Source organism: Collinsella aerofaciens, assembly GCF_040915425.1.
In the GTDB taxonomy this organism is placed as follows: domain Bacteria; phylum Actinomycetota; class Coriobacteriia; order Coriobacteriales; family Coriobacteriaceae; genus Collinsella; species Collinsella aerofaciens_BW.
The window spans coordinates 1-22,277 of the sequence record NZ_JBCPDN010000024.1 but is presented as its reverse complement, the minus strand read 5'-3'; the positions used below and the strand labels follow the sequence as shown (position 1 = coordinate 22,277).

Here is a 22,277-nt window from a genome sequence, read left to right as displayed (position 1 = left end):
CTCATTCTTCAAGCGCTATTTCTACTATTTCTACCCCGTCCCCAAATGGCAGACGGCATGGCTACTCGTCCTGAGGTTCCTCGTCGGAGCTTGGCTCGGACGCCGACTCAGGTGCAGGTGCCGGCTCAGGCTCGGTCGCGGGAGCGGGTGCAGGTGCCGGCGAAGCATCCGGAGCGCTGTAACCCGAAGGAGCGGACTTCTTCTCGAAGGGCAATACAAAAGTCAGGACGTCGTCCTTGTCCTCGTCGGCCCACTCGCTTGCATAACGTGCAACCCAATAGCCAACGGCACGGTGCTTGAGCATCTTGCCAAAGACCGTAAGAAATACGGTGACAAAAGCGACCAGCACCAGGAACAGCACGAGTGTGATGCCACCGCCGGTAACAAGCGCCTCAATACCCGTAGGACGATAGTAGTAGCTATACATACCGACAGAGGCAATGGCGCCAAAGACAACCGTCAAGATCCATGTGACAACGTTGGCGACCAGACCCGTCAAAAACTCGGGAAGGAACGAAGCGCAGAACAGCTTGGTCTTGTTGTGCTTAAAGGCCGCCCAGACCTTATCGAGCGAAAACGCGCTCTCGACGCGCCCGGTCACCGCAAAGTGCATCACGGCGATGTCGGCGAACATCTTAAAGAAGACACCCAGAATCGCCGAGGCAATCAGAGCCAGGACAAGCAGGCCGAGCGAACCGAACAGCGCTGCCTCGAGTGCATAGGAGCCGTAATAAGAATACGAGCCCGCGGCGCCAATTACCACGCCCTCCACCAGCGAAAGCACTACACCGATAACGGGAATGGCAGCGATAATCTCGAGTACGACCGAGATAACGCTCGAAAAGACTCCGAGGCCAAACGACGTGGAACGCATGAGTGGACGATCCATACCGTCATCAACCTTGAGCGACAGATCGCGACCCCACTCGATACCAAAGCCGGAACCACACACGCTCGCAATGCAAGCTGCCAAAAAGCCGATGGCAGCCGCAATGCCGCCAATAACGGGAATAAACAACACGAGCACCGACACAACGCAAATCAGCGCCGGCAAAAACGCGATTTGGCATACACGCTGAAGCACACCCGGAGTCTTGGTCATATCTTGGAACGCCTGAGCCACACAGCCCTTTGGCACATTCGCCACGGGCGGTTGCGGAACAAACTGCTGGGGCTGAGGCTGCCCCAGGGGAGCGGGGCCAGCGGCACCGGCATTAGGAGCACCACACACGCCGCAGAACTTGTCGTTATCGCCCATGGGGGCGCCACACTGCGAGCAGAACATAGAATCATCCCTTCGTATTTTGAACGAATCACTTGAATCGCAAACGATGTCTTTAGCATCATTATTGCCCAATGTGGGGTCAAATACTCAAAGATGACCGATTTGCAAGATACACGGCGCCAGCAGGCGGTTCGTTGAATACGTCTGTGCTAGTTCGTTCCGCGGAAGCCCTTGCCGACGATCTCGGAGCTGTCGACGATCGTGATAAAGGCACCCGGATCGACTTCGCGCGCATAGCGGCGCAGTTGCACGGCCTCGCGACGGCTCAGCACGCTCATGATCACCGTCACGCACTTGCCCGAGAAGGCACCGTAGCCGCGGCTGATGGTCGCCGTGCGGTTGAGATGCTTGACGATAAACTCCTCGACCTTAAGGGGCTCGGAACAAATGACCGTGCAGACTTTGCGCAGGTGAATGCTCTCAATGGCTTTGTCGACCACAAGCGTCTTGGCAAACAGGCCGAGCACGCAATACAGACCGACACGCGGGCCATACAAAAAGGCCGCGATGGTCACGATGCCGATATCGACCAGCAGCAGGGCACGGCCAATCTCGAGCGTCGTGCGGCGCTTGAGGATCATGGCAAGAATGTCCGTGCCACCCGTCGAGGCGCCGATGTCAAAGACAATAGCGCTGCCGAGCGCCGGCAAGATGACGGCAAAGCACAGATCGAGCCACATATCGCCCGTCATCGAGACATCGGTCGGAATAAAGAGCTCAAACAGCGAAACATAGGCGGACAGCGCAAACGAGGCGAAGACACTCCAAAGAATCGCCTTGCGTTCCAAAAAGATAAAGCCCAAAACGACGAGAACCGCGTTGATAATCCACATAAAGACGCCGACGGGAAGGGTCGGGAACAGCGTGGACAGAATGACCGACACGCCCGAGGTGCCGCCAAAAGCAAAGTGATTAGGGGTTTTAAACGCAACGATGGCAAAGGCCGTAAGAATCAGGCCCAGATTGAGCTCGGCAAAAAAGCGCGGGAAACCCGGCTCCTGGCTGCGCTTTTGGCCGGCACGCTCGCCGCGCTCGATATCGGTGCGATCAACCACGCGCTCCATCGGCACTACGGGAGGACGATGCATCTCCTCGGCAGCACGCGATGCCGCCTCTGCCGCGGCGGCCTCAATCGCCCATGCCTTGCTTTCTGTTTCGTGCTCGTCGGCCATTACGGCAACCCCTCGTTAACAATTTGGAAACAATGCGCCCATTAGGGTAACGCGGAACGCGACGATTGCAACCCCTAGTTAGACGAGCGGTATGCCTACATCGGGGGGCATACAAATAACGGCCGGCCACGCTTTTGCTTGCGCGGTCGGCCGTTTAACGTTTTCGCAGATAAAATCTGCCAAAACAAACCTGTCCCTTTTTGGAAGGTTATTCGTGCTGGCTGGTGCGGTGCTCGTACTCCTCGGGGGTGATGACGTCCTCGATGCGCAGGTTGACACCCGCCACCTCAAGGCCGGTCATCGCGGCAAGGCGCTCGGTGACACGTGCCTTGACATCGTCGAAGATCGCGGGCGCATAGGCGCCGTACTCGATGATGACGGAGATGTTGACGACCACGCGATTGTCATCGGTGACCTCGACCGTCACGCCCTTGGTCAGATTCTCGGCACCAAACTGCTCCTGCACAAAATGCATGAGGTTACCCTTCATGCCCAGAACGTGTGGAACCTCGCGAGTGGCCATAGCAACGATCTTTTCGATCACACCGTTGGAATAGGTCAGCGAGTCCTCGGACTCGTCTGTTTCCTCATCATCCTCGTCCGCATCATCGGCGGACTCGGCCTCGACGAGCGCCTCGTCCTCGAGCGTTACGTCCTCGGCCTCGGCGGTGACGGTCTCGTCTGCCTCGAGCTCGGTATCGGCCACATCGACCTTCGTATTAAAAGCCATGGTTCCTCCTTATGCCTGCCGCGGATGCGACAGTCGAATACATATTAGCGGCCGCTAAACAGACGGCCGAAGAAGTTGACGATCCCGTTCTCGCCGTCGCGAATTTGGCCGATCACGGCGCCTATCAGCACGAAGAATGCAATGACGAGCGTGTCCCACAGGCCGAGCGTGAGCACCAACACAGCGAGGATAAAGCCAGCGACGGCGCCGAGCGTGGTGTTGGGATGACGCACAGCATAGCTCCAGATGGCAGCGCCCGTACCCTTGATGAGACCCATAGCCTCGTCAAAATCCGCGGCCGCCGCGTCTTGTAACTCAGTTGCCTCTGCTTTGGAATCAACAGGTTCGCTCGCCGGCGTGGCGCTCTGGTCAATCGTCAGGCGCGGCGTACGAGCGGTCTTATCTTGATTGGTATCACTCACCGGAAACCTCCACGGTCTGGACGGTAGTCTTGGACGGCAAAAAACGGACGCGCGTGGTCGTACCCGGCGTGCCGAGCATGGTGTCGCAAGCTTCCTCGATGCGCTGCTGCATCGCGGTAGCCAAAGATGCCACGTCCTTATCGTCAAGCGCGATAGCCTCGACCTTAAAACGGACGTGCGAATCGTCGGAACCTTGGACGCGGGCCTCGACATGCTCGATCATCACGCGGTCGTCGCGCTCGGCAGCAGCCCTGGCACACGAAGAAAGCGCCGCGAGCGTGACCTCGATATTGCGCTCCCCCGCCGGATGCACGCAGGACGGCTCGCGACGAGCAAACATCAGGCGGAAGAAGCTTACCAGCACGCCGATCGCCACAACTCCGCCGCATGCCGTCACGACAATGCGCGGCATGGGGTCGCGCATCAGCAACATAAAGCGATACGTATACGGCCCCCAAAACTGGCAGACAAGCGTACCCAGCGCCACGATGGTGGCGGCAAGATACACGATCGCTAGGGCTCGTTTGAGTACGCGCACGCGGCGCTCCCTTCAAATCTCGGCTCTCGAAATGCAAAACGGTTCGCATCATTATAAAAGAGCCGGGTCCGGTGCTCTACGCACGCGGATCCGGCTCATCTATTCCACGAGGCTTGCATGCTCGCTTCATTATGCCCAGATATGCACGGCTTAACCCGTGCGGGCGCTACTCCTCCTCGAGGGCAGCGATGACCTCGTCGGTCATGTCCATGGTGCTGTAAACATCCTGGACGTCGTCGAGCTCCTCAAGACGGTCGATGAGGCGCTGAACCTTCTTGGCGTCGGCGCCGGAGACCTCGGTCGGGGTGGTCGGGACCATGGTGGTCTCGGAGCCCTTGACCTGGACGCCCTGCTCCTCGAGCGCCTTGGAGACAGCCATGACCTCGTTGGCAGTAGTCCAGACGATCCACTCCTCGCCGGCGTCCTCGTAGTCCTCGCCGCCGGCCTCGGCGATGGCCATCATGAACTCATCCTCGTCACCGGCAGCACCGTTGGCGATCATGGTCTCCTTCTTGGCGTTCTCGTCCAGGATCTCCTTGGCGACGACGATCTGGCCCTTGCGCTCAAACTGGAAGGCGACGGAGCCGGAGGTGCCCAGGTTGCCACCAGCGTGGGAGAAGGCGGAACGGACATCAGCAGCGGTACGGTTGCGGTTGTCGGTCAGGCAGTCGACGTAGACGGCGACACCGGCGGGACCGTAGCCCTCGTACACGATGTTCTCGTAGACGGCGGCGTCAGCACCCGAACCAAAAGCCTTGTCGATAGCGGACTTGATCTTGTCCTTAGGCATGGACTGAGCCTTGGCCTTGGCAACGGCAGCGGCGAGGCTGGCGTTGTTCTCGGGCAGCGGGTCGCCGCCGAGACGGGCAGCAACGGTAATGTTGCGGCTGAGCTTGGAGAAGAGGGCGGAACGCTTGGCGTCCTGCGCGCCCTTACGATGCTTGGTTGTGGCCCACTTAGAGTGTCCGGACATACGTGTCTCCTATCGGTTTCGACCTAAAGCCCAGCGCAGATGCTCGGGCAATATAAACAAACGTCGTTATGATATACCTACTGGCCTGCGAGATAAACCCCAAAATGAAGGCGTCGTGATGATGCCCCCCTTTGGTGCAAAGAAACCTGACCCCAATGCACCAAGTTAGGACCAGAGGAGATCGCTGCGGGTGATGGTGGCGCCGATGGCAAAGGGCATGCAGGCGATGACCGGATACAGATAGCGCATGTAGGTCGAGCCGTTGCAGGGACCGATCAGGCACACGGCGAGCACGCCCAGCAGCGGCACCCAGATCGCCAGCGCACGCCACGAATGACGACGTAGCAGATAGACCACCACGGCGATCATGATCCACACATAGGTGGCCGAGCTCATGGTGAGCGAAATAAACGGGATGCGCTGCACCGCCACACGGTACAGATTGATCAGGTGGTCGCACCAGCGCACTACGTTGCTGTCGACCGGATGGAAGTCGAAGTACTTGAGGTTGTCGGGACGCGCCATGATCTCGGCACTACGCGCCGTGCTGTAGACCCAGGCATCGCGCGCGCTCGGATAAAAATAACCATAGTAGTTATTGATAAGCGCCGAAATATAGCACTCGGGATCCTTCTTAAACATCTGAGCCCATACCTCAAAATAGGCATCGATGTCCTCCTGCGAGGCGTACTCGTTAAAGCAGTTCTTGACGGCATCGGACTTATCTGGGTTGTAACGGCGGCCCAGGTTCTCGTACTTGAGTACACGATCGATCACGGCACGCTCTTCGTCGGTCACCGAACCGTCGCAAGGAGCTTCCACGATGGTGCCGTCCTCCTTAACCGTAGGGTTGACGCCCGAGTTAAGGCCGTCGTGCTTTTGGACGAAACGAGCCGTCTGTTGGAACGGAATCGAAAGGATTTCGCGCTTGGAACCAGGCGTGATGTCGTGCGCTGGCATAAAGACCTTGGTGAAGTACATATTAGAGGCAAGGCAGAGTGCAAGCACCGCAAGAACTCCCACCCAGCGGAAACGCGGGATGCCGCCCGAAGGCGCAGCACCAGCCTGCTTGGCTGCACGACGAGCCACATGCACGTCCCATACGCAAAACGCCGCCGCGATTACGCATGCCGCCAGGGGAAACACCAGGCCGCCGTTGCGCAGAAACGTGGAACCCATGGCGCCCAGAGCGAGCAGCAGCCAGTCGTGGCGCGCAAAGAGCACGGGGGCTTTCTCGCCCGCTCGCTCGACATTGGCATCACGACGGGGCAAGCCACATGCCACGAGCTTGACGGTCTGTACTAGCAGCACCAAGAACGCGTCGGCAAAGAGCACGTCTTTGGTGAGCAACGCCGCGTAGTTAGAGAACATCGGCATAAACGCAAAGAACAGCAGGATCGCACCGCGAACCGGCAGGCTCACGCCCAGTTTGCGCAGCGACGAAATGGAATAGGCCATGCAGGCGGCCGTGATGACGAACTGAGCACAGGTATAGATGGCAAGACCCGCGTTAGCGCTGTTGAACAGCGAAAGCCCCAGCTGAACGCACGAGCCGATAATGGCCGTGTGCACTACAGGATGATGCCCGTTGAGCAGCACGTTGGGGTTGAGTAGGCGCAGGTAGTCGCTCGTGCCGTTGGGATAGTTGAACCACTGGCGAATCTGCGCGCCCGTATCTCCCATAAAAAGGCCAGGCAGCGAAGCGATGAGCGTGGGCGCCCAGGCGATCATAAGCACCAGGAAGGGCCCGGCAAAGGGATGGACCGAGAGCACGGCGTGAGTCACACGCCATACGCGGCCAACGTGCGCTTCGGAAAACGGGATGCGTCGGGAGCTCAGCCAGTCCAGGCACTCAAAAGCCAAATAGAAGGCCACGATCGCTAAGAGCATCCAGCCCGCACCGCCAATCCAGGCGCAGATGATGCGGGCTTTGTCGCCAAGGACAATCTCGGCCGAGTCGGTGAGATCGTAGCCGCGGCCGAACACCATGCAGATGGCAAAGAACAGCGACGGCAGAATGATCGATGGACGCCAGGTGTCGCCACGGCCAAAGAACACGTAGCGAAACGGCAAGGTGAGCAGGCAGGCAAGTGCAAGCAGCATGACCGCGTCGGTATGGCCGGCAAACGAGAGGAGTACCTCGTAGCACACATAGAGTGTGCCCGTCGCCTTGGGGTCGATCGCCAGGACCGCATTGCTCGACACCGGGGCGGGATCGATGGAAAACGCCGTGGTCGCCAACAGCGCAAGCAAAAAAGCGATGAGCGTCTGCTTGGCGGGGTAGCGCTTAAACCAGACGATGCGAGCGGCATCGCGCGCAGCCGTTGTGGAGAGGTCGGAATCCTTCACAGTCCAAAAAGCCTTTCTAGAAACCTGCCAAAAAGGGACAGGTTTATTTTGGCAGGTTTTATCTGGGGAAACGTTACGGTTCTGTCATCGTTGCCCAGCGAACCACCACAAAGGTGCCTGTCCCCTTTGTGGTGGTTTTGGTGGTTAGGCGTCCAGGTAGACGCGCTGGGGCTGGTTGCGGCGACGGGCGAAGATGATGAGCGCCAGGCCGGCGATCACAAGCGGCAGGCTCAGCAGCTGGCCCATGGTGATAACGCCTCCCAGCAGATAACCCAGCTGGACATCGGGCACGCGCACGAACTCAACGAGAAAGCGGACGATGCCGTACCCCATCACGAACACGCCCATAAACGTACCCTGGGGCAGCAGCGGCTTTTTGCGGCTGAGCACCTGCAAAATACAGAAGAGCACGACGCCCTCAAGAAACGCCTCGTAGAGCTGGGAGGGATGGCGCGGCATATCGCCCGCGGTGCCGCCAAAGACCACACCCCAGGGCAGATCGGTCGGCTTACCCCACAGCTCACCGTTGACGAAATTGGCACAACGGCCCAGGCACAGGGCCAGCGGGGCACCGATCACAGCAAGGTCGGCGATGGTCCAGGCGTCGAGCTTATACATGCGGCACACGATGATGCCGCCCAAGATGCCACCGACCAGGCCACCGTGGAAGCTCATGCCGCCCTCGTTGGTGGCAAAGATCTCGAGCGGGTGGGTCCAATAGTAGCCATCGCCGTAAAAGACAACGTAAAACAGGCGCGCGCCGATGATGAGGCCAAAGACCGCGCCGACCACGACGCTCGTCAGGTCATCGATCGTGATGTCGAAGCCCCAACGACGCTGCGTGCGGTACATAACAACCGCCGTGAGCAGGGCGCCGACCACATAGGCCAGACCGTACCAGTAGATGGTGATGGGGCCCGCCGAGATCGCAACGGGGTCAAGCATATGGTAGAGGTCGTTGAGCATATCGATCCCCCTGCTCCCTACATACAAATGCGGCCGCGGGCCTTGCGCTCGCAGCCGCATATTTGGGCGTAACGTCTATGCGGAGCATGTCGTCCGCAGCTTTCGCATCTTAGAACGGCGCGTACTCGTCGTACAGGTCCTCGGCCTCGCCGGAAGCATTGACCTGCTCGACGCGGGTAACGCCGGGCACGTGCTCCTTCAGGATGCGCTCGATACCCATGGAAAGAGTTAGCGAGCTCATGGGGCAGCCGGCGCAGGCGCCCTGCAGCTCCAGCTTGACGACGCCCTCGTCGTCGACGCCCACATACTCCATATCGCCGCCGTCGGCCTGCAGGTTGGGGCGGATCTCTTCAAGAACCTTCTTAAGCAGCTCTTCGTTAACAGCCACAGGGGCTCCTTTCTCACAATAACGCGGGCACGCCCGCGGACAGAAGCTATGTTACTACAGCCATGTACCCGCTCACGAGCCGTCCATGCGCGCAGACGCGACTTTCACGAGTAGTCAATTTGGGACGGGGCTCTTTTGGCTGTTTTGCCGCCAGCTGGCGTTGACACGCGCTACTGCTGAGCCTGTCCCCCGGTACCAATCTGAACATCGACGATAACCTGGCGGTAGCTGATGCCGCAAGAGTCGAGAATGCGGCGGCTGATACGGCCGTCATCGGTGTCGGCATACTTATTGTCCAGGTAGACGACCTCGCCCACGCCCACCTGCGCCAGGATCTTGGCGCAGTCGTGGCACGGAAACAGCGTGACGTAGACCGTGGAACCCTCAAGGTCCTTGAGGGAGCCGCGGTAGTTGAGCACGGCGTTGGCCTCGGCATGCACCACGTAGTTGTGCTTATCCTGCAACGGGTCGTCGCTCGTGCCCCACGGGAAAAAGTCGTCGTTGAGCGCTGAGGGCGTACCGTTGTAGCCCACCGAAAGGATGCGGTGGTTGGTGTTGGCGATGCACGCGCCCACCTGCGTGTTGGGGTCCTTACTGCGGCGCTGCGCGGCAATGGCCACGCTCATAAAGAACTCATCCCAGCTAATGACGTCGCGGCGCTTGCCCGACACGGTTTGATGAAAATCGTCCGACATGGCAGACACCTCCGAAATCGCAATAGTTTGACCCATTGTAGCAGGTGAAAGGTAGGGGCGCTTATCCCACCAGCCCCCCGCCCTACGCGCGGCGGGGCTTTTGGTTGATGTGGTAGAGCTCGGCGAGACCCCGCAGCGTCAACGCGTCATCGACCGTCAGGCTATGGCCGACCAGCGCCGCAAGTGCCTCGGCATCGTCGCCGGTAATGACGATGGGCACATCACCCTCCCCCGCGGCCTTGGTCGCGCGCATCTCGGCAAGCACCATGTCGAGCATGCCGTCGATGCGGGCCACCTCGCCCAGAACCACGCCCGAGCGCATGGCCTCGCGCGTGTTGCGGCCGATGACATGCGTGGGTGCCGAGGGCTCGACTTGCGGCAAGCGCGCCGCAGCGGCCGAAAGCGAACGGGCGCCGAGCGCCAGCCCCGGCGCGATGACGCCGCCCGCAAAAGTGCCGTGCGCATCGATGACCTCGATATTGGTCGTGGTGCCCAGGTCAATGACGATGCACGGCGAGCCGTAGACGGCACGAGCCGCCACGGCGTCGGCGATGCGGTCGGGGCCGATTTCGGCCGGATCGTCGTAGTGCACGGGCATGCCGGTCTTGAGGCCCGGCCCCACGGTGAGCACGCGCCCCGTGCAGGTGCGGGAAAGCGCCGCCTTCCACGGGCGCTCGAGCGCCGGGACCACGCAGCTCAGCACAGCAGCCGCAGGCACAAGCGCACCTGGCATGCCCGCATCGGCCGCCAGTGCGGCCATGACCTGCACGAGACGCATGCGCGCCTCGTCTGCTGTGATGCTCGACGGCGTGGTGATCTCGCACGTCGCAAGCGGACATTCCTGCGCCGCGGCCGAATCCTCTGCAAACAGGCCAAAGCGAATGAACGTGTTGCCCACGTCGACCGTCAATATATATGCGCACCCATCAAGCATCGTCGGCGCTCCTTTCGTCTGCCCAGCAGTATATCGCCTACCTAAACCAGCCATCCCAAAATGACTAGCTTGCGGCTATACTGGTGCGCGGTCGTTTGCGAGCTCACGCGGCGGCCCTTGGTAACCCGACTTCCCGCGCCGTATCCGTAACGGCGCTCCCGGGGGAAGCGGATATACGCAAAGGAGTTTTATATGAGCAATCCCTCGAACCGCGCTTCGATGCGCGGGCAACTCACGCTGCGCGGCGTCGTCATCGGCGTCCTTGGCTGCGTGATCATCACGGCAAGCTCGGCCTACACCGCCCTCAAGATGGGCGCACTCCCCTGGCCGATCGTCTTCGCTGCCGTCATCTCGCTGTTCTTCCTTAAGCTCATGGGCAACGCCAGCCTCAACGAGGCCAACGTCACCCACACCATCATGTCCGCAGGCGCCATGGTCGCCGGCGGTCTGGCGTTTACCATCCCGGGCGCCTGGATGCTGGGCCATGCCGACCAGATCAGCTGGCTCGACATGTTTATCGTGGCACTCGCCGGCACCATCTTGGGCCTTCTGGCGACAGCGCTCATCCACCGTCACTTTATCGTGGACGCCGCGCTCGAGTTCCCCACCGGCAACGCCGCAGCTCAGACCCTGCGCGCCACCGAGGCCGGCGGCAAGACCGGCAAGCAGCTCTTTGGCTCCATGGCCATCGCCGGCATCTACAGCGTGCTGCGCGATGCTCTGGGCATTGTGCCCAGTATGCTGTGCACGCTCAACATCCCCGGCGTGACCTTTGCCATCTACAACTCGCCCATGCTGCTCTCCGTCGGCTTCCTCGTGGGCTTCGCCCCGGTCGCGTTCTGGTTTGCCGGCGCGCTGCTGGGCAATTTTGGCATCATTGTCGGCGGCACCGCTGCCGGTCTGTTCGATGTTGTGACCGCGCAGGGTATCGTCAAGTCCCTGGGTATGGGCCTCATGATGGGCTTTGGCGTCGCCGTCGTCCTTAAGGACATCCTTCCGCAGGTCGCCGGTATCGTCCGCGGCCTCGCCGCCGACAGCTCCACCGACACCGACGAGCAGTCGCTCATCTCGGGCTCCCTTAAGCTCGACGCCGGTATCATCGGCCTGGGCGCTGCCGCCATCGCCGTGATCATCGCCATCGTGCTCGACCTTGGCCCCGTTCCGGCCGTCATCGTCACGCTGTTCACCTTTGTCACCACCATCATGAGTGCACAGAGCTGCGGCCAGACGGGCATCGACCCCATGGAGATCTTTGGACTCATCGTCATGCTCATCGTGGCGGCCTTTGCACAGATCGCCCAGGTCAAGCTGTTCTTTATCGCCGGCATCGTGGCCGTGGCGTGCGGCCTTGCGGGCGACGTCATGAACGACTTTAAGGCCGGCGCCGTGCTGGGCACCAACCCGCGCGCACAGTGGGTTGGCCAGGCCATCGGCGGCATCGTGGGCGCCCTGGTCGCCGCCGCCGTCATGGTCGCGCTCGTCACCGCCTATGGTCCGGACGCCTTCGGCCCCGACAAGAGCTTCGTTGCCGCGCAGGCAAGCGTGGTCGCCACCATGGTCTCGGGCATCCCGAGCGTGCCGTGGTTCGCAAGCGGCTTTATCGCCGGCATCGTCATGTACTGGCTCGGCATTCCGGCCATGATGATCGGCCTGGGCGTGTACCTGCCGTTCTATATGTCGCTCACGGCTTTCCTGGGCTCCTGCGTTAAGCTCGTCTACGACAAGTGGGCCGCTCACCGCGACGCCGAGGCCGGTCTTTCGGACGAGGAGAAGGACGCCAAGGACGCCGCCTTCCAGGAGCAGGGCCTGGTTGTCGCCAGCGGCCTGCTGGGCGGCGAGTCTATCGTCGGCGTTATCCTGGCGTTTGTCTCTGTTGGCCTGAGCCTGCTGGGCTAAACCCAATAACAACGCACCCGTGCAGAGCGCGGGGTCGGAGACCATCCGGCCCCGCGCTTTTTTGTCTATTTGACTCTTATGATCCTCACGGCGTTTTTAGTCATGCCGATTGGCCTGACTTCCAGGTCAACAAACCCTGTCTGACACCTCGCTCAACGCGGTGTAGAGTAAAGACGACGGGCGGGATACGCGGCACGTGCCAGAACGAGGTGGACATGGAACTCGATAAACAACAGCTCAAGCGACTGCGCGAGCGCCATCATCGGCGCCATGGCATCCGCCCCGCCCACAGCGAGGCCATGGAGAACGCAAGCCGCTTTCTAAAGCGGGCATTCAACATTCGCGAGGGACGCGCGCCCTATCACGTGATTCGCAAGCGCTTTGTAAACGGGGCGCGCCTGACCGGCTCACACTTATGCATCTTGATCATTGCCATGTTGATCGCGAGCATCGGCCTCGATATCGACTCAGATATCGCCATTGTAGGCGCCATGCTCATCTGCCCGCTCATGGGCTCGGTCCTTGCCATGGCATACGGCATCGCCACGCTCGACCGCGAGATTACCCTTGAGGCCGTCGCGAGCTTGGCTCTGCAGATGGCCTTTTGCCTGGTCACGTCCACGTTGTACTTTAAGCTCTCGCCCCTTGGCACCACCACGGCCGCCATCATCGACAACTCGACACCCACCGTATGGGACCTTGCCGTCGCGCTCGCGGGCGGCTTTGCGGGCGGGCTGGGCAACTCGCGCGATCAGGAGCCTTCGACGCTCATTGCCGGCGTAGCGGTGGCGACCGCGCTCATGCCGCCCCTGTGCGCGGCGGGCTACGGCATTGCCATCGCGAGCGGGTCTCTGTTCCTCTCGGCCCTCTACGAGTTTGGCATCAACGTGGTCTTTATCGCGCTGGCTGCCGAAGCCGTGCTGCTTCTATTGCGCGTGCCGCTCAAGCGCGACCTCAACGGCGACGGCATTGTGACTGCCGAGGAAGATGCCGAGGTCGACGAGCTATCACGCAAGGTGCGCCGCCGCATCATTGTGGGCACGGTAGTCTTTGCCATCCCCTGCATCGTTATGACGGCGGGCTCTATCGGCTCGGCGCAGGCCGGCGTGCAGGACGGCTACGGCGTCACCGAAACCACGCGCGAGCTTGCGGCGGTGCTGCCAGGCTTTAAGGACTACACCGTCGCCGTCGAGACCTCGGCCACCGAAGGCGACGAGGAGGGCATCGTCGAGCGCGAGATTGTCGCCCATGTGACGACAAGCGAGGCGCTCGGGGTACACGACCGCCACGTCGCTCGCAAGCTCATCGACCTCAATGTGCCCGAGCTCGATCGCGTGGAATTTGACGTGAAGTGATGCAGAGCATGGGATGGCTCCCGCGCACAGGCGCAAGTCGCGTCGAGGCTCAGACGCGACGCAGGCACAAGCAAAAAGCGGGACGTAGTTCACGTCCGCACCCCGCTCGCTGTTTTATTGCCGTGAATCAACTGTCCGGATCGACATCACCAGACTCCACCGTAAACGCAGGTTTGGTGCTCACCAGATAAAATCGGGTCACTTTGCTATCTCTAAATAGATAGAGCTGGCCCTGCTCGCGTCGGCGTGACATATACGCGACGTGGACCGTACCGAATTCTTCGCCGTTTTCCTTCTTTAATATCAGGATGTTGGGGTCATTCGTACGCTTAAACTGCCCGTCAACGCTGCTTCCGTCTTTGTTGACCAGTTGCCATCGACAGCCATCCTCCTCAAGAAAGGCCAGGATTTCCAGACTCGTTTTGTCATCCCGATAGTAACCATCAATGGCAAACCCTTCGGAAGCGCATTCCTGCATATAGGACGTTTCTCGGCTTATAGCAAACAGCCCTGTAGCGCCCAGGAGCACAGCCAGGCAGACCACTGCAAGGGCTATCGAAATAGCACGGCGACCCATGTTAGCCCAACCGATAGTTGTTTAACGGAGCGCGAAACATACCTGGAACCTCCGATATCAGGGGGAACGTCGCCAGCAGGCTGGCGACAACTATATGTTTCTGATATCAAACCATATGGCCGCCACTCGCGGAGGGGGCATCGGCGAACGGCATGTTTTCATACTCCATTGGTCAAACCTAAGCGCGGCCCTACAGCTCGTACTTGTACACGCGGTAGATGTACTTATCGGCCTCCATCTCGTAGGTGGTGATGGCCAGACCGTACCGATCGTACTCGGTAAAGGTCCTGCCTGGCCCGATGCCACGAGCATGCTATTTGAATCACCAACGCGCTGCGCACTGCTCACATAGCCCGAAAACGGCACGGCGATCTGGTCTTCGAGCTCGTAGGTGCGCGCCGTCTCGTCCACTGTAAAGATGCGCCCAAACGAATGCGTGCCGCGGCTGTAGTCGGTCACCACCGCGGAGCCCAGCTGGCCCCAGTCGAACTTGGGATAGCTTTCGGCCGCACCAAAGTTGTTGTCGTACAGCAGCACCTGATAGCGACCGGTCGTTGCCGTGTCAGAACTCGGCAGATACGTCACGCTGTGCTGGCCCGCGTTGAGCGAAAAATCGCCCTGGGCCTGCAGCAACTTGTCCTCAAAGCCCGAGCCGGCCCATTGCCACTCCTTTCTATTTCTGGGTCCATCTTCTCACTGCTGGCGACCAAAAATGATCTGTTTTCCTCCGTCCCCGAGGGATCATTTTTTAGTACTTGAAGAAGCCCTCGCCCGAGCTTTCGCCCAGCTTGCCTTCGTCGAGCATTTTCTTGAGGACGGAGGCCATAGCCTTAAAGTTGTAGGGCATCATCATCTTCTTGAGCAGCGGGCTCATCAGACCCGGGACCTTCTGATACTGCATGACGATGTTGTAGGCCGTCTGGATACCCACCGTGTCGAACACGCGGAACGGGCCCTTAGGCGCGCCGGTGCCGCGCGTCCATGCGAGGTCGATGCTCTTGGGGTCGCTGACGCCCGAGACGTACAGGTCCAGGCCCGAAAGCAGCCACGGCACCAACATGGAGTTGAGCAGGTAGCCGTTCTTTTCCTTGTTGACGGGAAGCGCCAGCATGCGGATGTCGTTGGCGAAGTCGACGAGCTCGTCGAAGTAGCGCTTGTCGGTCTGGTCCTGGGCCATGACCTCGGTCATGTTGTTCTTCCAGATGGAGTTGGCAAAGTGCAGCGACAGGTACTTCTCGGGGCGGCCGGTGTACTTGGCAAAGGTACTCGGCAGCAGTGTGGAGGAGTTGGTCACGACGACGGTCTTTTGCGGCAGGACCGGGGCAAGCTTCTTGTAGAAGTCGATCTTTGCCTGAGTGTCCTCAGCCATAGACTCGATGACCAGGTCAGCGTCGGCCACTGCCTTGGCAAGATCGAGCTCCAGCTTGAGTGTGGAGTAGGCACGCTCAACGGCGGCGAGTGCTGCCTCCTTGTCGAAGGGCTGGCCGCTATCGGCGATACCGGCGCACCACTCGCCCGTACCGTCCGCCATGCCCTCGATAGCAGCGATGTACTCCTCGCGCACATGATCGATCTTGGGCTGGGTGCGGCCGATGCTGCCCTCGCTGCGCAGCCAGATCGTTACATCAAAGCCGCAGTAGGCAGCCTGAAAGGCAATCTGGCTTCCCAATACGCCGCCACCGGCAACACAAACGGTCTTGTAGCTCATAAGGACGGTCCTCTCTTACGTAATTCCATAGATGTGTATTTATTCAACCGTAAGGAGGCCGCGCGCCGAGGGTGGGTTCTATAAACGGACAGTATTTCGCGGCAAACGGCTACATATGTTCATTATCTCAGGGTTCCGAGGGCGATTTTTTGTGCCACCAAGACGTCGTTTGCGGAAGTATGCGGCAAATTCCGGAACCCTTGAGCACACCCCGGTTTTCCGCCAATAAAACCACAGGTACAGAGATTGGACATATCCGGTGTGCTCGGCCTATTCAGATTTTGCCGCATACTTCCGAAATCTAAGTTCGCAAAGGGTGATAGCTGGGGCGTTTACGCAACATATGTCCAGAAAAAACGGGTGGCAGCCGTGCCGGCTACCACCCGTTTGTCTTATATCTGGCTCGAAGTGGGCCAACTACTTCTTAATGCCGCGTCCCAGGCGCTCAGCGACCGAGGCCACGGCGCTCTCATCGACCGAGCCGCAGCTCACGCAGCCATCGTGGGCACGCATCTGGCCGGTGACCTCATCCATCGCGAGCGGCGCCACCTTCTCGAGCTTAAAGCCCTTGCCGGCGCGCATGTTCTCCTTGGCCACGCTAATCATGAGCTTAATGCGGTTGAGCTGGTTGACCTCGGACGCGCCGGGGTCGTAGTCCACCGCGACGATGTTGCTCTCGGGATGCTGGCGGCGTAGCTCCTTGATCACGGCCTTGCCCACCACGTGGTTGGGCAGGCACGCAAAGGGCTGCGTGCAGATGATGTTGGGCGCGCCGTGGTCGATCAGGTCGAGCATCTCGGCCGTGAGCAGCCAGCCCTCGCCCATGTTGTTGCACACCGAAAGCACCGTGCGGGCTTTGTCGGCCATGGTGCCGATGCGCTCAGGCGCCTCAAAGCGGCGGGACTTTTCGAGCATCTCCTCCACCGGCGTGCGCATCCAGTCCACGAGCTTGATGAGCGCCTGCATGCCCGCGCGCGTTGTAGCAGAGCTTCCCAGCTCGTCCTTCTGTAGCTCGGCGTTGCTCATGGAGTACAGGAAGAAGTCGAGCAGGCCCGGCACCACGGCCTCGCAGCCCTCGCGCTCAATGACATCGACCACGTGGTTGTTGGCCGTGGGATGGAACTTGACCAGAATCTCGCCGACCACGCCCACGCGTGGCTTGGTGCCCTCGCCCACGAGCGGCATGGTGTCGAACGCGCGGATGGCCTCACGCGCAAGCTTGGTGTAGTTGTGGCGGTTAAACTTGGGCGCCAGCTTGCGGGCGCGCGCCATGTACTCCTCGTAGAGTGCGTTGGCAGCACCGGGCGTGGCCTCGTACGGGCGGCAGCGGTAGAGCATCTGCATCATCACGTCGCCAAAGAGCACCGCGTAGACTGCCTGCTTAAGCAGCGCCGGCGTAATCTTAAAGCCGGGGTTGTCCTCGCCGAGCGCCACTGCCGAAAGCGAGATCACCGGAATCTCGGGGTGGCCGCTCTCGCGCAGCGCCTTGCGGATGAGTGCGATGTAGTTGGTGGCACGGCAGCCGCCGCCGGTCTGGCTGATAACCACGGCCGTCTTGGACAGGTCGTACCGACCGCTCTCGATGGCCTCCATGATCTGGCCCGTCACCAGGATCGACGGATAGCAGATGTCGTTGTTCACATAGCGCAGGCCAGCCTCGACGGCATCGTGGTCAGTCGAGGGCAGCAGCTCCAAGTTGTAGCCAGCACCACGGAACACCTCTTTGACCAGGTCAAAGTGGATCGGCGCCATTTGCGGGCACAGGATGGTGTAGCCCTCCTCGCGCATCTGCTCGGTAAAGGGCACCTTGGGCCACGCGGTCGATGCGCTCTCACGCTGCGCTTCGAACGTGTACTTGCGGCTCGCGAACGCGGGGGCATCCGTGGAGGGCGCCACCGGCGCGGCGTCACCCTGCTCGTAGGTCTCACCCGCGGCCGTGGCCTCGGCCAAGCGCTCGGCCTCCTGATCCTTAAGCGCTGCCATGAGCGAGCGGATGCGGATGCGCGCGGCACCCAGGTTGGATACCTCGTCGATCTTGAGCACGGTGTAGATCTTGCCGCTGGCCTCCAGGATCTCCTGTACCTGGTCGGTGGTCAGGGCGTCCAAGCCGCAGCCGAAGGAGTTGAGCTGAATCAGGTCCAAATCGTTGCGCATCGTCACAAAACGGGCGACGGCGTACAGGCGGCTGTGATACATCCACTGGTCGACGACGCGAATCGGACGCTCGGGCTTCACGAGATGCGCAAGCGAATCCTCGGTAAAGACCGCAAAGCCAAAGCTCGAGATAAGCTCGGGCAGGGCATGGTTGATCTCGGGGTCGTTGTGGTAGGGACGGCCGGCGAGCACGATGCCGTGACCGCCATGGTCCTCGACCCACTTAAGAGCCTCCTCGCCCATGGTCTGGATGTCCTCGTGGAAGCGCGCATCGGCCTCAAAGGCAGCGTTGACGGCGGCATCGACCTCGGAGCGCGTGATCTTGGGTCCACGCACGCGACCGCGACCGGCTTGTGCATCGGCCACGCGGTCGACGGCGAGCACCTGGTACAGACGGCGCTTGAGCTCGGTCTTGTCGTGATAGGGCACAAACGGGTACAGGAACTCGATATTCTGCTCGCGGATCTCGTCGATGTTGAGCGCCAACGCCGTGGGGTAGCTCATGACGATGGGGCAGTTGTAACAGTTGCCGGCGGTCGGATCCTCCTTGCGCTCCCAGCGCACGCACGGCATCCAAATGAAGTCGACATCGCGGTCGATGAGGTTCATCACGTGGCCGTGGCTCATCTTGGCCGGATAGCACACGCTCTCGGACGGCATGGACTCGATACCCGCCTGGTAGGTCTTCTTGCTCGACTGGTCGGACAGCTGCACGCTAAAGCCCAGGCGCGTAAAGAATGCATGCCAGAAGGGGTAGTTCTCGTACATGTTGAGCGCGCGCGGGATGCCGACGGTGCCGCGCGGGGCCTCGTCGGGGCTCAGGATCTCGCGGTTAAAGAGCAGCTCGTTTTTCTTTTTGAAGAGGTTGGGGGCCTCGGTCTTTTGCTTTTTGTGGCCAGCGCCCTTCTCGCAGCGGTTGCCGGTAATGAAGCGCCTGCCGCCGCCAAAGTCGTTGACGGTAAGCTGGCAGTTGTTAGAGCAACGGCCGCAGCGGACATGCTTTTGCGTCACGGTGAGGTGCGCGATGTCCTCGGCAGAAAGAATGGTCGAAGTGCCGTCGGCACCGGCGCGATCGCGGGCGAGCAGGGCCGCACCGTAGGCGCCCATGCAGCCGGCGATGTCGGGACGCACGGCATGTACGCCGGTGAGCTGCTCAAATGCGCGCAGCGTGGCATCGGACATAAAGGTACCGCCCTGGACGATCACCTGGCTGCCGATCTCCTTGGGGTCGCGCAGTTTAATGACCTTGAACAGGGCATTCTTGATGACGGAATAAGACAGGCCGGCCGCGATGTCGCCCACCGTGGCGCCTTCCTTTTGCGCCTGCTTGACGCGAGAGTTCATAAAGACCGTGCAGCGGCTGCCCAGGTCGACGGGGGCCTTGGCATGGATGGCAGCGTCGGCGAACGCGCGCACGTCCATGTTCATAGACACGGCGAAACTCTCGATAAAGCTGCCGCAGCCCGACGAGCAGGCCTCGTTGAGCATGATGTGCTCGATGACGCCGTCCTTGACGCGCAGGCACTTCATGTCCTGGCCGCCAATGTCCAGAATGAACTCGACGCCGGGCAGGAACGCCTTGGCACCGCGCAGGTGCGCGACGGTCTCGATCTCGCCGGAATCGGCCTTGAGGGCCTCGATGAGCAGCGCCTCGCCGTAGCCCGTGGTGGTCACGTGGCCGATGGTGCAGCCGGCGGGAATGTGGTTGTAGAAATCGGCCATGATGACCTTGGCCGTGCCCAGGATGTCGCCGTTGTTGTTGCCGTACCAGGTGTGCAGCAGCTGACCGTCCTCGCCCACGAGCGCGGCTTTCATGGTGGTGGAGCCGGCGTCGATACCGATGAACACGCGGCCGGTGTAGCCGTCGAGCTTGCCCTTGGGGACGACCTCGGTGTCGTGGCGGGTTTTGAACTCGGCAAAATCCTCATCGGTGGCAAAGAGCGGATCCAGACGCTCGACCTCGGCACCCTGTGTGTCACCCAGGGCATCGATGGCCTCGATGAGCTGCGGGAACGTGCTGAGCTTGTTGGACTCGTGCGCCATGGCAGCGCCGCTCGCCACAAACAGGTGGGCGTTTTGGGGCACGATACGGTGCTCCTCGTCCAGGTTGAGCGTGAGGTAGAAGCGGTGGCGCAGCTCGGAGAGATACTGCAGCGGGCCGCCCAGGAAGGCGACGTTGCCGCGGATGGGACGGCCGCACGCCAGGCCCGAGATGGTCTGGGTCACGACAGCCTGGAAGATGGAGGCAGCCACGTCCTCGGGGCGGGCGCCTTCGTTGAGCAGCGGCTGGACGTCGGTCTTGGCAAAGACGCCGCAGCGGCTAGCGATGGGATAGATGGTGGTGGCGTTGGCCGCGAGCTCGTTGAGGCCGCTGGCATCGGTGTGCAGCAGGGTTGCCATCTGGTCGATGAACGCGCCCGTGCCGCCGGCGCAGGTGCCGTTCATGCGCTGCTCGATGCCGTTGTCGAAATAGATGATCTTGGCGTCCTCGCCGCCCAGCTCGATGGCGACATCGGTGGCAGGGATGAGAGTCTCGACGGCACGCTTGCTGGCGATGACCTCCTGGACAAACTCCAGGTCGAGCCACTGGGACAGCAGCAGGCCGCCCGAGCCGGTAATGGCGCAGGTCATCTGAGCCGTCGGCAGCACGGTCGCAGCACCCTCGAACAGATCGCGGGCACAAGCGCGGACGTCGGTGTGGTGGCGCTGGTACTTGGCGTAGACGATCTGGTTGTCGTCGTTGAGCACGGCGAGCTTAACGGTGGTGGAGCCCACGTCAATGCCCAGGTGCAGGTTGCCGCGAGCGTTCTCGGGGTTGAAGATCGCGCCTTCGGGGGCCTGGGCGGCGGTGGCGACTAGGGGCTCAGCGTCGGTGGCGGGCTCGCTAGCGACGGACGTCTCCCCTGCCGCGTTCTTGGCATCGGCAACTGCCTCGGCAACTTTCTCGGCAGCCGCGGTCGCGGCCTTCTGCGCGGCGTCCACCACGGCGGGCGCGGCCTCGCGTGCAGCAGCGACCACGCGGTCTTTAATGCCCTCGACGAGTTTGCTCATTGTCTCTCCTCTTAGTTGTTGGACTCGACGGTTGCGGTGGTGTCGACCGCGTCCTCGAGCTGCAGATTCAATAGCTTCATGCCGTATTCCGGCACGTTGATATCGATGGGTTGGCCATACAGGTCGCCGGGGCGCACAAAGGCGATGACCGTCATAATGCGCGCCATGGTCTCGGGCGATTCGGTGAGCCCACGCTCAAACCAGCGCTGAATCATGCCGACCTCGGCACTCACGACGTAGGTGACGTAGTAGTCAAAAAACGTACCCAGCGCCAGGCCCAAAATGCCCGTCTGTGCACGCGGCACCACAGCCTCACGCGCGGTGTCGATAATCTTTTTAATAAAGGCAGGGTCGCCGCCCGGGCCCAGCAGGGCCCCGATAAGGTCACGATTAGCCGCAAGATAGCGAAGCAGCTCAACCGAACCGGGTGCCGGCTCGAGCTCGTCGATGTTGCGGTAAAGATCGGGTAATTGAGCTGCGGTGATAAGCTCCACCCGCTCACGAATCTCGGCAAGCAGGCCGTCCTCGATCTGGCTGATAAAGTCGGGGATATCGCGGTAGTGCGAATAGAACGTGCGGCGCGTAAGGCCGGCACGCTCGGTGAGCGACGCGACGTTAATGCGCGAAAGGTCGCCGCTTTCGGCAAGCTCGCTGGCAAGTGCCTGGCGAAGGGCACGCTGCGAGCGAAGAGACCGGCGATCGCATTTCTCGAGCTGGGACAAGCGTCCTCCTTGTTACTCAGCCTGTGCGCTATTGCACAGTGCGAGTATTATTGCACACCGTGTGTATCAACACGTAAAGGCAATATTTGGAATGTGACAAAGGGCAGTCCCTTTGTCACATTCCACGGCGGCATTACCGATTGTCCAAAATGTCATTCGTGGGTAGAATAGTGTCGACGGCAGCCCAAGTTCTGGAAAGCTGGGCAGCGCCGTTGCTTGGATTAAGGGGTCAACGCCTTAGCGGCGGCGACCCCTTTAATATGAGAAAGCCATTGTCAATAGGCGTGTTTGTTCGAGCCCGGTTTTAAACCGGGCTTTTTCGTTTCCCGTCGGGAGGGCCCGCGCACGCTGCACGTTTAGTC

Annotated in this window: 17 protein-coding genes and 1 pseudogene; 2 read left to right on the top strand and 16 right to left on the bottom strand. The window is 60.9% G+C overall.

Features of this window, described 5'->3' with window-relative positions:
• Positions 1-61: 61 nt before the first annotated feature.
• The 11 genes from AB5164_RS04870 to AB5164_RS04820 form a co-directional block, all read right to left on the bottom strand.
• On the bottom strand, positions 62-1,285 hold the full coding sequence (locus tag AB5164_RS04870) for a zinc-ribbon domain-containing protein (protein WP_368142877.1): 1,224 nt from the start codon (positions 1,283-1,285) through the stop codon (positions 62-64).
• Positions 1,286-1,434: 149 nt separating this feature from the next.
• On the bottom strand, positions 1,435-2,457 hold the full coding sequence (locus AB5164_RS04865) for a YitT family protein (RefSeq protein ID WP_349088607.1): 1,023 nt from the start codon (positions 2,455-2,457) through the stop codon (positions 1,435-1,437).
• A gap of 208 nt (positions 2,458-2,665) precedes the next feature.
• Positions 2,666-3,187: an Asp23/Gls24 family envelope stress response protein gene (locus AB5164_RS04860; protein WP_055286786.1), complete on the bottom strand. Its 522-nt coding sequence runs from the start codon at positions 3,185-3,187 to the stop codon at positions 2,666-2,668.
• Between the two features lie 44 nt (positions 3,188-3,231).
• On the bottom strand, positions 3,232-3,609 hold the full coding sequence (locus AB5164_RS04855; protein ID WP_040358983.1) for a DUF2273 domain-containing protein: 378 nt from the start codon (positions 3,607-3,609) through the stop codon (positions 3,232-3,234).
• The gene (locus AB5164_RS04850) at positions 3,602-4,147 is read right to left on the bottom strand and encodes an Asp23/Gls24 family envelope stress response protein (RefSeq protein ID WP_195624943.1); all 546 of its coding nucleotides are present in this window, start codon (positions 4,145-4,147) and stop codon (positions 3,602-3,604) included. The genes AB5164_RS04855 and AB5164_RS04850 overlap by 8 nt, the downstream gene beginning before the upstream one ends.
• A 166-nt stretch (positions 4,148-4,313) precedes the next feature.
• Complete coding sequence (locus tag AB5164_RS04845; RefSeq protein ID WP_006234926.1) at positions 4,314-5,120, bottom strand: YebC/PmpR family DNA-binding transcriptional regulator; 807 nt, start codon at positions 5,118-5,120, stop codon at positions 4,314-4,316.
• Positions 5,121-5,285: 165 nt separating this feature from the next.
• A complete protein-coding gene (locus AB5164_RS04840; protein WP_368142875.1) occupies positions 5,286-7,469 on the bottom strand; it encodes a DUF6020 family protein in 2,184 nt (727 codons plus the stop codon).
• A 144-nt stretch (positions 7,470-7,613) separates the two neighbouring features.
• The gene (gene lgt, locus AB5164_RS04835; RefSeq protein ID WP_368142874.1) at positions 7,614-8,435 is read right to left on the bottom strand and encodes a prolipoprotein diacylglyceryl transferase; all 822 of its coding nucleotides are present in this window, start codon (positions 8,433-8,435) and stop codon (positions 7,614-7,616) included.
• Between the two features lie 109 nt (positions 8,436-8,544).
• Entirely contained in the window at positions 8,545-8,823 is a 279-nt protein-coding gene (locus AB5164_RS04830; protein ID WP_035137589.1) for a NifU family protein, read from the bottom strand.
• A gap of 170 nt (positions 8,824-8,993) precedes the next feature.
• Positions 8,994-9,494, bottom strand: coding sequence for a deoxycytidylate deaminase (locus AB5164_RS04825; protein WP_368142880.1), 501 nt, complete (start codon positions 9,492-9,494; stop codon positions 8,994-8,996).
• Between the two features lie 106 nt (positions 9,495-9,600).
• Positions 9,601-10,452 carry a type III pantothenate kinase gene (locus AB5164_RS04820; protein ID WP_368142873.1) on the bottom strand — a complete coding sequence of 284 codons (852 nt, stop codon included), beginning with the start codon at positions 10,450-10,452 and terminating at the stop codon, positions 9,601-9,603.
• 192 nt (positions 10,453-10,644) lie between these two features.
• Between AB5164_RS04820 and AB5164_RS04815 the strand changes: the two genes are divergently transcribed.
• Together AB5164_RS04815 and AB5164_RS04810 are read left to right on the top strand one after the other, a co-directional pair.
• Positions 10,645-12,348 (top strand): OPT/YSL family transporter, encoded by a 1,704-nt coding sequence (locus tag AB5164_RS04815; RefSeq protein ID WP_368142872.1) that lies wholly within the window; start codon positions 10,645-10,647, stop codon positions 12,346-12,348.
• A gap of 215 nt (positions 12,349-12,563) precedes the next feature.
• The gene (locus tag AB5164_RS04810) at positions 12,564-13,703 is read left to right on the top strand and encodes a DUF389 domain-containing protein (protein WP_368142871.1); all 1,140 of its coding nucleotides are present in this window, start codon (positions 12,564-12,566) and stop codon (positions 13,701-13,703) included.
• Between the two features lie 127 nt (positions 13,704-13,830).
• Here the strand turns inward: AB5164_RS04810 and AB5164_RS04805 are convergent, their stop codons facing one another.
• The 5 genes and pseudogenes from AB5164_RS04805 to AB5164_RS04785 form a co-directional block, all read right to left on the bottom strand.
• Positions 13,831-14,280 carry a hypothetical protein gene (locus AB5164_RS04805; RefSeq protein ID WP_368142870.1) on the bottom strand — a complete coding sequence of 150 codons (450 nt, stop codon included), beginning with the start codon at positions 14,278-14,280 and terminating at the stop codon, positions 13,831-13,833.
• A gap of 90 nt (positions 14,281-14,370) precedes the next feature.
• Positions 14,371-14,931: pseudogene (locus tag AB5164_RS04800) on the bottom strand (aryl-sulfate sulfotransferase); the annotation flags it as partial.
• A gap of 97 nt (positions 14,932-15,028) precedes the next feature.
• Positions 15,029-15,988, bottom strand: coding sequence for a 3-hydroxyacyl-CoA dehydrogenase (locus tag AB5164_RS04795; RefSeq protein WP_368142868.1), 960 nt, complete (start codon positions 15,986-15,988; stop codon positions 15,029-15,031).
• Between the two features lie 417 nt (positions 15,989-16,405).
• Positions 16,406-21,193: an acyl-CoA dehydratase activase-related protein gene (locus AB5164_RS04790; RefSeq protein WP_368142867.1), complete on the bottom strand. Its 4,788-nt coding sequence runs from the start codon at positions 21,191-21,193 to the stop codon at positions 16,406-16,408.
• Between the two features lie 11 nt (positions 21,194-21,204).
• Positions 21,205-21,915, bottom strand: a complete 711-nt coding sequence (locus AB5164_RS04785) for a TetR/AcrR family transcriptional regulator (protein WP_368142866.1) — start codon at positions 21,913-21,915, stop codon at positions 21,205-21,207.
• Positions 21,916-22,277: the final 362 nt, after the last annotated feature.